The organism is Amycolatopsis sp. NPDC051071 (assembly GCF_040682875.1).
Lineage (GTDB): Bacteria > Actinomycetota > Actinomycetes > Mycobacteriales > Pseudonocardiaceae > Amycolatopsis.
In genome coordinates, this window is the sequence record NZ_JBFBBY010000025.1 from 28,907 (window position 1) to 42,379 (window position 13,473).

General features: G+C 66.0%; 17 protein-coding genes. 8 read left to right on the plus strand and 9 right to left on the minus strand.

The annotated features are described in order from the left end of the window. Positions 1-736: 736 nt before the first annotated feature. The 3 genes from AB0M65_RS11465 to AB0M65_RS11475 form a co-directional block, all read right to left on the minus strand. Positions 737-1,153, minus strand: coding sequence for a hypothetical protein (locus tag AB0M65_RS11465; protein WP_364025142.1), 417 nt, complete (start codon positions 1,151-1,153; stop codon positions 737-739). Further along, positions 1,137-1,841 (minus strand): hypothetical protein, encoded by a 705-nt coding sequence (locus AB0M65_RS11470; protein WP_364025145.1) that lies wholly within the window; start codon positions 1,839-1,841, stop codon positions 1,137-1,139. Before AB0M65_RS11470 ends, AB0M65_RS11465 begins: the two co-directional genes overlap by 17 nt. Positions 1,842-1,910: 69 nt before the next feature. Beyond that, positions 1,911-2,144 (minus strand): hypothetical protein, encoded by a 234-nt coding sequence (locus AB0M65_RS11475; protein ID WP_364025148.1) that lies wholly within the window; start codon positions 2,142-2,144, stop codon positions 1,911-1,913. A gap of 791 nt (positions 2,145-2,935) precedes the next feature. Here AB0M65_RS11475 and AB0M65_RS11480 point away from each other — a divergent pair. The 4 genes from AB0M65_RS11480 (at position 2,936) to AB0M65_RS11495 (ending at position 6,066) form a co-directional block, all read left to right on the plus strand. Further along, entirely contained in the window at positions 2,936-3,283 is a 348-nt protein-coding gene (locus tag AB0M65_RS11480; protein ID WP_364025151.1) for a hypothetical protein, read from the plus strand. A 37-nt stretch (positions 3,284-3,320) separates the two neighbouring features. Further along, complete coding sequence (locus AB0M65_RS11485) at positions 3,321-3,794, plus strand: hypothetical protein (protein ID WP_364025154.1); 474 nt, start codon at positions 3,321-3,323, stop codon at positions 3,792-3,794. Positions 3,795-3,890: 96 nt separating this feature from the next. Continuing rightward, a complete protein-coding gene (locus tag AB0M65_RS11490) occupies positions 3,891-4,307 on the plus strand; it encodes a hypothetical protein (protein ID WP_364025157.1) in 417 nt (138 codons plus the stop codon). A gap of 691 nt (positions 4,308-4,998) precedes the next feature. Next, positions 4,999-6,066 carry a DUF932 domain-containing protein gene (locus tag AB0M65_RS11495; RefSeq protein WP_364025159.1) on the plus strand — a complete coding sequence of 356 codons (1,068 nt, stop codon included), beginning with the start codon at positions 4,999-5,001 and terminating at the stop codon, positions 6,064-6,066. A 459-nt stretch (positions 6,067-6,525) separates the two neighbouring features. Here AB0M65_RS11495 and AB0M65_RS11500 read toward each other — a convergent pair whose 3' ends face one another. From AB0M65_RS11500 to AB0M65_RS11520, 5 genes are all read right to left on the minus strand, one after another. Continuing rightward, positions 6,526-7,233 (minus strand): hypothetical protein, encoded by a 708-nt coding sequence (locus AB0M65_RS11500; RefSeq protein ID WP_364025162.1) that lies wholly within the window; start codon positions 7,231-7,233, stop codon positions 6,526-6,528. Next, positions 7,230-7,781: a hypothetical protein gene (locus tag AB0M65_RS11505; protein WP_364025165.1), complete on the minus strand. Its 552-nt coding sequence runs from the start codon at positions 7,779-7,781 to the stop codon at positions 7,230-7,232. The genes AB0M65_RS11500 and AB0M65_RS11505 overlap by 4 nt, the downstream gene beginning before the upstream one ends. Further along, positions 7,778-9,019 (minus strand): hypothetical protein, encoded by a 1,242-nt coding sequence (locus tag AB0M65_RS11510; protein WP_364025168.1) that lies wholly within the window; start codon positions 9,017-9,019, stop codon positions 7,778-7,780. Before AB0M65_RS11510 ends, AB0M65_RS11505 begins: the two co-directional genes overlap by 4 nt. A 78-nt stretch (positions 9,020-9,097) precedes the next feature. Continuing rightward, positions 9,098-9,535, minus strand: a complete 438-nt coding sequence (locus AB0M65_RS11515) for a hypothetical protein (protein WP_364025170.1) — start codon at positions 9,533-9,535, stop codon at positions 9,098-9,100. Further along, complete coding sequence (locus AB0M65_RS11520; RefSeq protein ID WP_364025173.1) at positions 9,532-9,870, minus strand: hypothetical protein; 339 nt, start codon at positions 9,868-9,870, stop codon at positions 9,532-9,534. The genes AB0M65_RS11515 and AB0M65_RS11520 overlap by 4 nt, the downstream gene beginning before the upstream one ends. Before the next feature lie 281 nt (positions 9,871-10,151). Here AB0M65_RS11520 and AB0M65_RS11525 point away from each other — a divergent pair, with 281 nt between their 5' ends. The 4 genes from AB0M65_RS11525 (at position 10,152) to AB0M65_RS11540 (ending at position 12,982) form a co-directional block, all read left to right on the plus strand. Then, entirely contained in the window at positions 10,152-10,589 is a 438-nt protein-coding gene (locus tag AB0M65_RS11525; protein ID WP_364025176.1) for a hypothetical protein, read from the plus strand. A 68-nt stretch (positions 10,590-10,657) separates the two neighbouring features. Continuing rightward, a complete protein-coding gene (locus AB0M65_RS11530; RefSeq protein ID WP_364025179.1) occupies positions 10,658-11,176 on the plus strand; it encodes a hypothetical protein in 519 nt (172 codons plus the stop codon). Then, positions 11,176-12,366, plus strand: coding sequence for an MAB_1171c family putative transporter (locus tag AB0M65_RS11535; RefSeq protein WP_364025182.1), 1,191 nt, complete (start codon positions 11,176-11,178; stop codon positions 12,364-12,366). The genes AB0M65_RS11530 and AB0M65_RS11535 overlap by 1 nt, the downstream gene beginning before the upstream one ends. Beyond that, positions 12,347-12,982: a hypothetical protein gene (locus AB0M65_RS11540; RefSeq protein WP_364025185.1), complete on the plus strand. Its 636-nt coding sequence runs from the start codon at positions 12,347-12,349 to the stop codon at positions 12,980-12,982. Before AB0M65_RS11535 ends, AB0M65_RS11540 begins: the two co-directional genes overlap by 20 nt. A gap of 39 nt (positions 12,983-13,021) precedes the next feature. Here the strand turns inward: AB0M65_RS11540 and AB0M65_RS11545 are convergent, their stop codons facing one another. After that, positions 13,022-13,219: a hypothetical protein gene (locus AB0M65_RS11545; RefSeq protein WP_364025187.1), complete on the minus strand. Its 198-nt coding sequence runs from the start codon at positions 13,217-13,219 to the stop codon at positions 13,022-13,024. Between the last annotated feature and the right edge of the window lie 254 nt (positions 13,220-13,473).

The window sequence follows — 13,473 nt, forward strand, 5'->3', positions numbered from 1 at the left end:
AGTACAAGCCGACTTAGCTGTCAACTAAAAGTTACACCGACCTTAGTGTCAACCAAATCTAACATCGTGGCGAGCAAACTTGTTGCGCTGCAACAAGTTTGCGCGGTCGCAAACGACCCCGAGTCACCGGGCCGTTTGGGGTCGGTTATTCTCGTGCGCGCCGTCACTCGCTTCGTGGTCTCCTCGTTCTCGATCGTCCGGGGTAGGCGATCGGAAGACCGGCAGATCGCCTGGAAAGGAGAACACGAATGAGTGAACGACGAAAGGATGGAGACGGCTCCGGTGAACCACCGCCGGACAAGTGTCGCGGTTCGTCGCCGGAGAAACCCGGCGGCCGACCGTTGGATCACGTCTCCAGTCGGGACAAAAATCCCAACTGGAGACGCAACCTCATCACGGTGACCCAGCTCCTTAAGGCGCTGGCTGACCTGGCCCACGAGTTAGCGAGACTGCTGGGCTAGACAGGAGGCGGCGTTCGTCCTAGACGGGCGCCGCCCTCACCTGGACACTGCTGTTTTGATGCTTAAGCGTCAAAACAGCAGTGGCCCGAGACTACCGCGTAGTTACGCGTAGCTCGCACGGCGCCCTAACGCTGGCACTGCCGCTAGATCTCAGCTGGATCCGCTGGACGCCTTGCCGCGCCCCTTCGCCTTGGGGGCGGTGGTGGCCTTCTTGCGGGCCGCGCCGCGCTTCTTGGCTGCGGCGGCGGTCTGTCGCTTGCGTGGAGGCATTCAGTTCACCCCCTCTCCGCGTCGTCGCGTTCCGGCATCGTGACGCCGAGCAGTTCCGCGGTGGCGTAGCCGTCGAGGTACTTGTCCCCGATGACGACGAGACCGGCGGCGGCGAGGAAAGCGTCCTTGTCATCCTGGCTCTTGAAACAGACGCAGAACCAGTACTCGCTTTCGGTCGCGAGCTGCATCCGTTCCAGCTCGCGGGCGGTGCGTTCGCGGAAGCCGCGGTGCAGGGCGTCGAGCTCGGCGCGCGCGTCGTCCTCTTCGTCGCCCGTGTACTCGACGCCGGCGAGTGGATCGGGATCTGGCTCGGCCGTGAGCAGGGCCAGCACGTCGTCATTGGAGTTCATGCCGGACACGGATGACGCCATTTTGAGCTGCGCGAGCAGCGCGGCGTTCGGGTCGTCAGCGGGTGAGGTCATGGCGCAGCAACTCCAGCTCGGCGAGGGGGAACCAGTCCAGGACTCGGGCGTAGTCCTCGGGTGCGTGACGGCTCAGCGGTTCGATGAACCGGTAGTCCAGGCCGTCGAACGAGCGGCCGTACCACTCGTAGTCGATCGGCAGAGGGCAGCTGTGCCGGGTGAGCGCGGCCCGGACGTCGGCGATCTGCCAATCCCAGATGGCCGAGACCTTGCGCGTGTCGTGGCGGATCGGGCCGTGGGTGGACATGGCCATGCGCCGCATCGGGCTGTCGGTGGCCCGGACGCCGTCGACGTTCCACGCATCGGCGGGCAGGCCGAGGTCCTGGCGCAGCGTCGCGGCCACATCCTCGTAGGTGAACTCGGTCAGACCGGCCGCGTCGATGATCCGCCACCGCTCGGGCGGGCAGAACACGTAGTTGACCAGCCACCGGTAGAGGCTGGGGTGGGGAAGGTCGTAGATCTTCTGCCCGAAGAAGTCCTCATACAGCTTGAGGCTGTCAGCGACGAACCGCAGGCCGGGCACGCTGTACAGGTGATACGGCACCACGGGGATGCCACGTTCACGCAACGCCAACCACGCGCTCAGCGAGTCCTTACCTCGGGAGAAGGCGAGCAGAACCGGTTTCCCCTCGGCCGCCATCTCGCCGAGGATCTGTTCCGACGACGGCAAGCCGTCGATGGTGATCACAGGTACCTCCGTAGCTCGTGGTGTGCACCGAGTGCACGAATGTGCACCAGGGCAACGGTTTCTCCGGCCTCATCCGTCCCGCTCTCGGCGGACGATCTTGCCGACGCCGGACGCCGAGAGCCGCGCGGGCACAGCGGTGTCGCGGTAGGACTCGCCCGCCGCCACCAGCTCGATGACCAGGCGGTTTCGTTCCGCGTGCCACGCGTCCGCCTGCTCGGCGGCGCGCTCCAGCTCGTGCGCGAGGTCGGTCCGCCGCTGCTCGGCGCGAGCGATCGGGTCGGACGTCGGGGAAGGGGCGCTCAAAACCTGGCACCACCCCTCCGGGGCTCAGGGGCTTGTGCGCTGTGGCGTCGCTGAGGGGTCCTCCCCCTGGGGCGTGACGCTACCCACCCGCGACTCACCGAAAAGCCCGCGCCATGCGAACCGGACCGAAGTCTGTCCACTCTGGACCGACTAGTGCGGGCGGTTCCACCCTCCTCGGGTTGCCGGATTCCGGGCGGTCACCCTGCTGTGGCACGGGGAACACAAACCCCTGCCGTATCGCGGGTCATCTGGATCACGGCCAGCAGTGACCAGGTCCTTGCGGATCATCGGCCAATGGTCAGCCACAGTGGATGGCTGACCACAGTCACGGCCTGGGTGCTCCGGACAGTCGGCCAGATCGCACCGGCAGACAGGATCACGACCTAGCACGCCAGGTCGGAACGTGGAGCGATGCCCTGCCGTATATCCGCGTTGTGCCGAGCTGCCAAAAGCCAACCGGGCACGCGCCACACAATCACGACAACGACCGCCAGAGTGGGTCACATTCCCGCACCCCGGACGAGTGCAAGACCGATAAGCACGTCCGGGCATAAAACCGGCCCTTCGACTTAGTGAGACACTCGACATATCGCCAGTAAATAGAATAACTGGGCTATTCGGGTGAACTTTTACTTGACATGTTGACTAGTGCCTTCTGCAAATACACTCTAGCTCGGCTAATTGATTACGGGGTGCAGCAACACCCCGGCAAACGAAAAGAGGAATCAATGTCTCGTGATATTCCAGCGCCAGAGCGAGAGTATGGTTTGAATTACTCTCGAACCGCACACTTGACCGATCTTGCAAAACTTGCCGCACATCTACTCAAGGATTTGCATCTGCGCGCAGATAAGGATCTGGCCCATGGTGCTGACGTGAGCATTCATATCGCGGAGCGTCGGCGACTGACGCTGTGCATCGGCGGTCTGAGTAACGAATTTCTGTTCGCCTGCCTGCGGACTCGCCGCTTGAGCGCGGCTGCACACGAGATGGCGGATCGTGCGTTGGGCATCCTTGAAACCTACAACTGGCGCACCTTGTATGACGTGCGCGATGTGCGGTTTCTGCCGCACGTGGTAGTGGTGTCCGAAGAAGATTACGCCAGCGACAGGTGGACTCCTGGCGTTGTTACCCATTAGCACCGTTCGTGCAGTCAACGACGAAAGGCAAGGTCGCATGTTCACGCTGCCCAGGCCGGACGAATGCGAACAGGTGCGCATGTTCGGAGATCGAGTTGTAGATACCGCGCACATCAAGCGTTTGCCCGCTCTTGCGCGGGCCATCGTGCGGGACATGAATGCGAAGTTTCGGTCCAGCGTATCGACGCCGGAGCGATTCGGCATCAACGCCTGGATCTACGGCGAACGCGTTATCGACCTGGAGATCGCCGGTTTCCTTGACTCAGAGTTGGACGACCCCGAATTCCTGTATGTAACCCGGCAGGAGTTCTGCGACTTCGTCGATCGGTACAACTGGACCCACCCAGGCGACGAACGGGACCAGAGGTTCCAAGGCGCGGTGTTCCTCTGCAATGAGGAGGAGCAGCGCATTCGGCGCCACTGCGGACGCGTTCGTACCTACCGGAAGTGGCGTCGCTGTCTCGGTCGCCGCCATCGGCCGTTTCTGCCGCTGGCGCGCGGCTGGCTCTGACGTCCGTCTCCACTCCTAGACGTGACTGCGCCCCCGGTCAACCGGTGCAGCAACACCATCCCGGGGGCGCAGCGCGGAACCCACGAAAAGAGGAAAATGAGCTCCGACGAGTACGACTTTAGCGCCTTCATCCCTGGCTTGTCGCCGACTGATGCGCATCAGGTCTACCAACTGGCGCGCAGTGTCTTCGTCAACGCGCTACGGGACGCCCTGCGTGACTGCACGGAGACGCAGGAGCAGTACTACGCTGCGGTCAGCGGCAAGGGCCTTGTCCTACGAGTTCTCCATCTGATCTCCGCTGGCTACGGCGGCGCGCCGAAGTTCAATGTGCCGGAACTGGCGCCACCGCTGTGGCAGGCCGTCCTGTCGAACTACGTGACTTTCGATGAGGGCCAGCAGGTTCACGTGATGACCGAGAAGGGACGCGGGGTACTCACACGGTGGTATGAGTTGGTGGAACCGATCAAGGATCACCCGAGGTTCGCGCCGCTGTGGGCCGAGGTGACCGACTAGCAAGCCGGGCAGGCGGGCCGGTGGCGCTGAGACGCCACCGGCCCGCGCCCGTGATGATGGAGAGGGGTCAGCCAGTGCCGAAGTCGCACAAGGAGCCCACGGATGAAGAACGCCTCGACGCGATCGACGCGCAGGCCGCGCGAGTGCGCGAGCTAGACGCGCAGCGGGCTGCGGCGGAGCGTGCACTTCGCGAACTAGTCGCCGACGCCCGCCGCGCCGGGCTGCTCACCAAGGATCTCGGGCAGGCGACAGGGTGGTCTAAAGGAAAAATGGCGACGGTCTTGACCGAAGCGGGGGTCCCTGGGGATCGGTCCGCACCGCGAAAGCGTCCAGCCATCTCGTAGGCTCTGACCTGCGGTTTTCACTCCTTCAGTCTATTGACTAGTCCCCAGCATGTAGACACTGTGGAAGGGTTCTGAACGGCTTCGGGGGTGGGTGCAGCAACACCCGCCCCTGGAACATCACGAAAAGAGGAACAGCAATGTCTAACCCTGGAAAGCCTGCTCCCAAGCAGGCCAGTAAGACCCCTGGTAAGCCCCCTGCGGCTGCCAAGGCTCCAGCGGGCAGCAAGGCACCAGCCGGGCGGCCTAGGAAGCCTGTGTCAGCCTCCAAGGCTCCGGTTACTGACGGTAAGATTTCGGCTACCGGGAAGGCTGGGACTGAGTCGGCTCCGGCGGCTGTTCCTGCTCCGGTGTTGCCGAAGGTGCGCGACGCGTGGTGCACCCTTGCTACCCAGGTCAATGGGTCGCGCACTGCGGCTGAGTTGGTCGCGAAGGCTGGTTTGAAGGATTGGGATGTCCGTCCGGAGCCTGCGTTCGCGTTCGTGCCGACGGGTGCGTGTGTCGAGTGTGGCAAGGCGATCGGTGTGAAGCACAAGGCGGGCTGTTTCCTGGGTGAGGCCGAGCCGGGTGAGGAGTTCGACGGCAAGGTTGATGAGAACGACACGACCGAGCCGATGGAGGTTCCGGGCTACTACGCGCTGGTGCGCACCAATCCGAGCACAGGTAGGCGCGAGGCGATCGGGGGTTCGGCTCGGCAGTTCACGCCTGCCGCGATCGAGGACCGCGCGCAGATGCTCACCGACATGGCCAAGCAGTTGAACGCGAAGTACGGTGCCGCAGGTCCATTGTGGAGTAACACGGCTGGGTTCGTGTCGATCCGGCAGGCCGACCCGATCAAGGTCGGTAAGGCCGACGAGCTGGAGATGCGCGTGGTGGTGGTGTGCTCGCTCCTGCCGGGCAAGTCGTCGCAGGTGCTGTTCTCGCCGGTGCGTCCGGCGTCGGCAACGGTGCAGCATTTCGGGTTGGCGCCGCAGAATCTGGATGCGGTGTCGAACCCGAGTTCGCGCCTGTCCGAGGGCAGTCAGGCGATCGCGGCAGCACAGGCCGCTGTGGACGAGATCACGGAGCGCGCGGGAAGGCTGCTGGCCGCGAAGATGACGTTGACCGCCTTCGGGGAACTGTGCAACGAGTTGTGGAAGCCGCCGTCGGACACGGCGAACACCTGGTTGAAGGAGCAGCACAAGGTTCGTAAGTCGATGCTGGAGATGCTGTTCTTCGGCGACTACGACATGTTCGCCGGAATCGGCAGGACGCGATGGGCCGCGTGGCAGGCAATCCAGACCGTTGCCGAGCACATGCCGCACGTGCCGATCAAGGACGACGACAAGGACGCCGAGGTTGCCCGCCGTGCCGAGCAAGCCTTGTTCGGCCGGTCAGCCAGCATTGCGGCGGAAGCACTGCGGAAGCTGGAGAAGTGACCATGCAGCCGTAGCCGTCTCAACGGCAACCAACCACCCCAGGGGGACCGGACACTGTCTGGTCCCCCTGGGGCTTTTTCGGGGCTCTGCGGGCCACTCAGAGCCGGAAACAGCCGGTGGATTCAGGGCAAGCTGCCATCCTCACCAGCCACTCCAGGAGCTCGGGCAAGAGCCCAGGCCCCTGGGTTCTCCGGGCCGGGGCCTCTTTCGGGCTGTCTGGTCCTCTCAGGGCTGGAGACGGTCGGAAGGATGGGGTGTGTGCGGACAGCGGCTCACCGCGTGCGGCCTGCTGTGTGAGGGATGCCGGGGCCAGCGTCCGGTGGCCGCTGCCCGCACATGACGAAGGCCCCGCGCCTGAGGGGGAGGAAGCGCGGGGCCTTCAAGAAAAGCTGTCTGCTTGGTGGGTATAGCTCCGCCAAGCCCTGTCAGTATCGCTGGTTCGTGATCATCGTGTCAAGGTTATTCGCAGTCCTGGGCAAGGGTTTCCGCTCGTTGATTGTCCAGGATCTGGCCGAGGTGGGCCCAATGTTCCAGTCTCCACCGCGAATCGCAGGCCGCGCAGACGGTTTCGACTCGGTCGGTGTCGACCGACAGTGCGGGTCTGCGTAGCCATTCCTGTTCGGTGTCGGACCACACGAGAACGGTGGTGTGTCGGCAGGTTGGGCACGCGTGCCCGCGCAGCCGGTAGGTCGGAGCGGGATTGAGCACCGATCGGCCAGCAGCCGCCCACCGCTGGGTTTCCTGTGCGGCATAGGCGAGGTACTCGGCGTCTTCCAGTTGCCAGGACTCCGCGTGTGAGGCCCAGAGCCGCAGCTGTCCGGCGAGGGACGGCCGCGCGCTGGTGCCGAAGAGGTCGTGTCCGAGCGCCGCGAGCGCGCTCCGGAGGGTTTGGCTGATCTCGGCGACCAGGGCGAGCGCGTTCAGGGACGCGGGTGGGCGCGATCCTCGCGCGGAACCTCCGGTGCGCTCGGTGCCTGGCTGTGTCGCGGTCACCAGCTGGTCGATCAGGCACGGCGCGAGCGCGTGTTCCACTGCTCCGGAGTCGCGCGTCACGGTGTGCATGTTCGGCTGGATGAGCTGATCGATCGCGGCGTCGAAGGCCAGCCGGGCGGCCAGTGGGTCGATCTGGTGCTCCTCCGCGTCGTGAGGGACGAGGGTGCTGGTCATCGCGGGGTCTCCTGATCGGGTGTGCCGTTGGTGTGCACGAGTTCGGCTTGGGCGTGGCGGAGTCGGGAGGGGTGCATCCGGTGCACGGGGTCGCGCATCTCCCGGACTCCCGCCCGGTTACGGGACAGGGGTCCGCACACCGCCCACGCTCGTGCCTTGCAGAACGGGCAGGGCACCGAGCGGGCGAGGTCGTGGTCGGCGTTGCGTTTCCAGCCCATCGCCGCGTACACGGTTCGGATCCCGAGCATCCCGGCGTGCCGGTAGTAGTCGCGGGTAGTCGCTCGTGGTGAAGCCGCGGCCTGGACGGGCACCGGTTCGCCTGTGGTGCGATCGCGGGCCGCATCGCAGCGACCGGCGATCTCTGACGGTGTTGCCCGTCGCGCGGCCGGGCCGAGCGCGGCGAAGGCGCGATGGCACTCGGCGAGGCTGTAGCCGGCGAGGCCGGATTCCCAGGCCGACACGACGTCCTCCGCCAGGTGCTTGCCAGTGTGCCGGATCAGCAGGCCCCGCACGTCGTTGCGGCTCATTACCGCGTGCAGGGTGCTCATGCGATCGCCTGGTCGAGTGCGGAGTCGAGGATCGCGGTCAGCTGGTCCGCGTCGGCGTTCCGCGGCTGTGCCTGCCGCACGGCCAGGCCGACGCCGTGTTGGTCGTCTTCGGCGATCGCGGCGGAGCGCAGGCTCTCGAACTGGTCCACCATCTCGGCGTCCCAAGCACGCTTTTTCGGGTCGGTGACCGCGATGCGGGCCGCGCGCATGCGCTCCCCGACGAGCATGGGCAAGAAGTTCGGGGGCAGGGTCTTGCCCGACCACGCCACCAGGCCCGCTCCGATGGTGTTGCTGCCGATGCCCTCGCGCAGCAGCGGGATCACCTGCGCCACGAGCTGGGCGCGGACTGGCGCCGGAACCAATGAGCCGTAGAAGTCCACCAGCCGCGCGGCCTCGGCTCGTCGCTGCTGGCGCACCGAGCCCGGCAGGGTGGTGCCCGCGGATTCGCCGGTGCTGACCTCTTGCGCCGCAGAGGTTTTGGCTGCTACCTGCGCGACGCGGGCGTCGTGCGCGTCACGCGCGGGTAACCCCACTTTCTCACTACACGAAGCGTAAGAAGCTTCTCCAGTCTCCCGCTCCCTACTCCCTTCTCCCAGGTCCTTCGCCGAAGGGTTCTCGGAGGGGTTCGCCGAACCCTCCGATCTGGGCGTAAGCCGGTCCGAGCCAGGCTCGCTCTCCTCGGCGGAATCCATGTTGGACGGTCCGTTCGAGCGCGCGGGCTCTCCGGCCGGCGAGCGGCGGCCGGACGGGCGGACCGTCATCGCGGCCTTGACGGTTTGCGGCAGTTCACGCGCTCCGGCCTCCAGCTCGTGCGCTGCGATCGCCGGGGCCGGACCGGTCACGTGGGCAGGCAGGCGCCGTAGCTCGGCGGCGAGCGCGACCCGCAGAATCGGGGACTCGATGTCGAACGCGACCCGCAGCGCGCCGCGCAGCATGTTCGGCTGCTTGTACAGCTCGTCACTGCGGATGAACGACCTGACGAGCAGTTCCTCGGTGTCCTGATCGATCACCACGAACCGGGCGGCGTCCAACTCGGACAGCGCCGCGCGCATCTCGGTCAGGTCCAGATCCTCGTGCGGCCGGTTCCAGCGCTTCACCGCCAGGTCCAGCACACCGGCATACGACAGTTTCCGCTGGGAGAACAGTTGCAGGTACAGCAGCTTCGCGGCGGTCGAGAGCGCGCGGAAGTCGTTGTTGTCCCAGATGTTCAGATCGAGGCGTGCGTGATCACGCGCCATGGAGAATCCCCCTACAGGACAAGAAAGATGGGCACGATGAACACCGCCGCGCGCCTGCGCGGCGGTATGGACCGGAGGTCAGGACGCGGCGGCCTGCGACTGTGGCTCGTGGTCGCGCAGGGCTTCGGCGTCGAAGGCGTAGACGGCTTGGAGTTTGCCGACGTTGCGGCCTGTGGAGTCGGTCGAGCGCACGTAACGGCCGGTGTGCACCAGCAGACCGGCGGCGCGGAGGCGGTTCACGGTGGACCCGATCAGCTGCGGCTGTACCCAGCTCGGCAGGAGCGTCCGCCAGCGGTTCGCGGTTGTCTCCCGGAACGGGTCGTCCAGGGCATCGCGCACGATCACGGTCACGACTGCGAGGATCTGGGCCTCATTCCGCGGTTCGGCCGTCAGCAGGGCGGCCACGGTGGCGGCGGTCTCGCCGTTGTCAGGGGCACCGGCCGGGTCGGTCGCGCGGGCCTGGGCGACCATCGCCCTGGCCAGCGCGACCAGGTCCCCGAACGGGACCGCTGTCATGCGTTCAGCAGCCGGAAGGTGTTGACCTCCGAGATATCGGAGCATTCCTTCGCGATCTCCGGGTAGCGCTCCTTGAGCAGGTTCTGATCCAGCGCGATACGCAGCGATCCGCTGAAGGTGACGACGGGGACGCCGCCGACCGTGCCGACCTCGGCCCCGGCCGCCACGAGCGCGGCCTTGATCACGGCCTCGTGCTCTTTCCGCTCCTGCGACAACTTCGCCTGCTTGCGCTTGATCCGGCGCAGCGAGGCGATCAGGTGGGCGAAGGCGTCGACCGGCCTTGTGGGCTGCTGGGTAACGTCCTCGCTAGTGCAAATGGGTGTGGCGTGGTTCACGTGAAGCGATCCCCTCGAACTCGTTAACGCAGCGCAAGGCGCCTGCGATCAACTAAGACACGGCTTGATCAATAAGAGGTGTGTACCGGCGGGCGTTCGTAGGGGAACGGGCGCCGGAAAACTAAAGAATGTTTATGGGCGTAAACACTTTCGAGTCTTGCGTGTGTGTGCTGGCGAAGCAGCGCGGTAACCCGACCATAGCCGGGTGAGGTGCAAGTTTGTCAACGCGAATGGCGAGATCGCTGGAAAGTGTTGATGGCCGTAAACAAAATGAGGGTGCGATGACGCTTGAGGGGGCCGTCTCGATCCAGGAAGCCCTGAGTTTCCTGTACGAGAATCGGCGGAGGGAAGACGGAAAACCGCACAGCGACCGGGACGTCGCCGACGCACTGAAGGCGTCGGGTGCCGACGTGTCGTACTCGTCGCTGTGGCAAATACGAAGCGGGAAGCAGCCGCATCCGCGCACGAACATCGTCGTAGCGCTGGCGGCGTTTTTCGGTGTACCAGCAGGATTCTTCCTCGACCACGAGGTCTACGAGGACTGGCGCCGGAAGCTGTCCGAGGAACTTGAGATGCCGCACCAGCGCGCGGGCTCGTCGTGGGTGACACTGCTGCGCAGCTCCAACGAGGCGATGTCGCAACGCAGCACGGCGCTACTGCGCGAGTTGACGGAGCATGTGCGCGGCCTCGAAGCCCGGGACGGTGAGCGCAGCACATGATCCGTCCCGTCATCGGGCGGGGTCTGCTGAACTGGATACGGCGGGGACGTCGACGGGGTCAACGCGTCGTGACCGGCAGTGCGCCGGTCACGAACATCGATGACGTCCGGGCCTTGGTGTGCGCTCTCGACCTGCCCGCCACGATCACGCCCGAAGACCTGGCTGTCCGTCTGTCCACAATGCGCCGACGCCCCGTCCTGATCCAGCCCTATCCCGAGAACATCGTGGCCGAGTCCAGGCGGTCGGGCGAACCGTTGCCTTACGGCGTCTGGGTTGCCGGTGCCGCTAGCGACTACATCTTCTTCCGAGAGGACACCACGCACAGCCATCGGCGGCACATTCTGCTGCACGAGGTCGGGCACATCTTCTGCCGCCACGTCGGGGACGAGGCCAGCGCCGACGGCGGCCCCGAGGACGTGCCGGACCTTCAGACGGTCCGGCGCGCGGTGAAACGCGACGGCGAGTTCGCCGAAGCGCAGGAGTTGGCCGCGGAAACCTTCGCGTACCTGATCGAGCGCCAGACCCGGCCGACCCTGTCCGCGACCGGCGAGACCCCGGCCGCGCGCTACCGCCTCTTGGAGGACTGATGATCGCCCTCGCGCAAATTCAGGGGCTGCTGACCTGGCTGGCCGCGACCAGTGCCCTGATCTACTGGTTCCGGTCCTGGCAACGGTCCCGGACACCCGGTGTCCTGGCGATGGTGCGGGCGCTGGCCGCTCTCGACGTCGCGATCGTGGTCGGACCCGACTACGGCGTCTACGGCTGGCTGTTCGGCGTCGAAACCCTGCCCAACTATGTGACGCACGTCGCGGCGCTGTTCTCCACGTACTACCTCCAGGTGTTCGTGCTGTACCTGGCGCACCCGGCCGACACGATCCCGCCCAAGATCCGGCCCCGGACCCGGCTCCTCATCGTCGCCCAACTCGTGCTCGCCGCGCTCTATCTCGCCGGGCCGGTCCGCGGAGACCACCCATCGATCGCGTCGACGTCGGGCAACCACGCGGTGATCGTGGCCTACCTCGCGGTGTTCGTCCTCTACATCGGGCTCGCCATGGTCGACGTCATCATCGTGTCCCGCCACGCCCGCGACCTCCCGGCCGGGCACCTGCGGCTCGGCCTGCGGCTGCTGCGGTGGGGCGCGATGTGCGGCCTGGCGTTCGCCGTGCACAAGGCGGTCGCCTCGCTCGTCCGGCACGTCGACCTGTGGCCACCGCTCGTTCCGCTGTTCCACAGCGTCGTGCCCGGCATCCTCACCACCGCCGGGCTGCTGCTCATGACGACGGGCATCATGGTTCCTGCGGTCGGTCCCCGCCTCCAGCTTCGGCGCCACCACCGCGCGCTCCTGCCGTTGTGGCGCGACCTGGTGGACTTCGCGCCCACGGTCCAGTTCACCGAGCCCGCCGCCCGCCGGCTGTGGTCCGGCCGTGGCGATATCGCCGCCCGCGTCCGCCACCGGCTCACCGAAATCCACGACGTCCTGGTCGGCCCGCTACAGCCGTACATCGACCCGCAGGTGCACGCCGCCGCCCTGGGCCGGGCCGAAGCCAGCCCGGTGCGCGGTGCCACGGCGGCCGCGACCGCGCAGGCAGTCACCATCGCTACCGCTCTCAACGCCGCGCGAGACGAGACGCCGGTCAACGCCGTCAGCCCGGTAGCGTTCACCCCGCCGGACGTGACCGACATTCGCGACGAGGCGGCCTGGCTCGCCTCCGTCGCCACGGTCTACGCCCACCTACACACCAAGGAGCAGCCGTCCCATGTCGCCCGTGCCCGCTGAAACCACCTCCGCGAGCGTCCGGCAGCGATCAGCCCGCATCGCCACCGAGGTACTCGCCCCCTGGGTCTGGGTGCTCCTGCTCCCGCTCGCCGTCGCCTGGCAGGTCACCAGCCACCACGTCGGTGAGACACTGCTCTGGGGCCTGATCACCGGCGTCTTCGGCTCGATCCTGCCCATGGCGGTCATCATCCGCGGAGCCAAGAAAGGCCAGTGGGACAGCCACCACGTCACCAACCGCGCCGCACGCGTGATCCCGTTCGCCGCCTGCATCGGGTTCCTCGCGATCGGCTTCGGCATCCTGATCGTCGGCAACGCACCCCGCGAACTCATCGCGCTCGCGGCCGCCGAACTCATCTCACTAGTTATCTCGGTCGCGATCACGTTCGGAGCCAAGTTCAAGGTCTCCATGCACGCGGCCGTCGCCGCCGGAGCAGTCGCCGTCCTCGTCCAGGTCTACAACCCGTGGGCTGCGCTCCTGCTCCTCGGCGTCGCCTGGGTCTGCTGGTCCCGTGTCGAACTCAAGGACCACACCACCGCCGAGGTCTCGGTGGGAACGCTCGTAGGTCTCGTCGGCGGCGGCGGCGCTTACCTCGCCCTCGCTGCCGCGCTCGTCTAACAGGGGCGGGGCGCTGTTGTTGCCAGCGCCCCACCCTGGTCAGGCCGCCTGCTCGACCTGCTCGTCGCCCTCATCCTCGGGGTCGTTCTCGGTTCGAGAACCTGTGGTCTCGGCCTGCCACCACGTGGTCGGGCCGAGCAGTGACGTGTCGGCTGCGATCGTGATGGGCTCGCACGCTACGGGTTCGGTCCTCATGAGGTACGGCAAGGCCGCGAGAAATTCCTCAATGGTGGTCACGCGCATTCTCCAGTGCAATTCGCATTTCCGCATTCGCACGGAATATCAGGGAGTACTGTTCCGTAGGCAGCGGCGTGCTCAGCTTTCTGTTCATCAGTGTAGTTACCGTCTTGCGATGTTCCGTCCGGATTAGCTTTCATTTTGCGCTGCTTCCTCCCGCCGCTTCCTGTCGGCTTCCCCCTGCTTCTCCACGTTCTCGTCTGTCCACATTTCGTTGTACCGCCAAACAGCGAATGCCAGGCGCGCGGTTCTTC

Excerpts from the sequence above, each read along its gene's own strand:
- AB0M65_RS11465 (WP_364025142.1), bottom strand. The coding sequence starts at position 1,153 with ATGACCTCACCCGCTGACGACCCGAACGCCGCGCTGCTCGCGCAGCTC.
- AB0M65_RS11485 (WP_364025154.1), top strand. The coding sequence starts at position 3,321 with ATGTTCACGCTGCCCAGGCCGGACGAATGCGAACAGGTGCGCATGTTC.
- AB0M65_RS11490 (WP_364025157.1), top strand. The coding sequence starts at position 3,891 with ATGAGCTCCGACGAGTACGACTTTAGCGCCTTCATCCCTGGCTTGTCG.
- AB0M65_RS11500 (WP_364025162.1), bottom strand. The coding sequence starts at position 7,233 with ATGACCAGCACCCTCGTCCCTCACGACGCGGAGGAGCACCAGATCGAC.
- AB0M65_RS11505 (WP_364025165.1), bottom strand. The coding sequence starts at position 7,781 with ATGAGCACCCTGCACGCGGTAATGAGCCGCAACGACGTGCGGGGCCTG.
- AB0M65_RS11510 (WP_364025168.1), bottom strand. The coding sequence starts at position 9,019 with ATGGCGCGTGATCACGCACGCCTCGATCTGAACATCTGGGACAACAAC.
- AB0M65_RS11515 (WP_364025170.1), bottom strand. The coding sequence starts at position 9,535 with ATGACAGCGGTCCCGTTCGGGGACCTGGTCGCGCTGGCCAGGGCGATG.
- AB0M65_RS11525 (WP_364025176.1), top strand. The coding sequence starts at position 10,152 with ATGACGCTTGAGGGGGCCGTCTCGATCCAGGAAGCCCTGAGTTTCCTG.
- AB0M65_RS11535 (WP_364025182.1), top strand. The coding sequence starts at position 11,176 with ATGATCGCCCTCGCGCAAATTCAGGGGCTGCTGACCTGGCTGGCCGCG.
- AB0M65_RS11540 (WP_364025185.1), top strand. The coding sequence starts at position 12,347 with ATGTCGCCCGTGCCCGCTGAAACCACCTCCGCGAGCGTCCGGCAGCGA.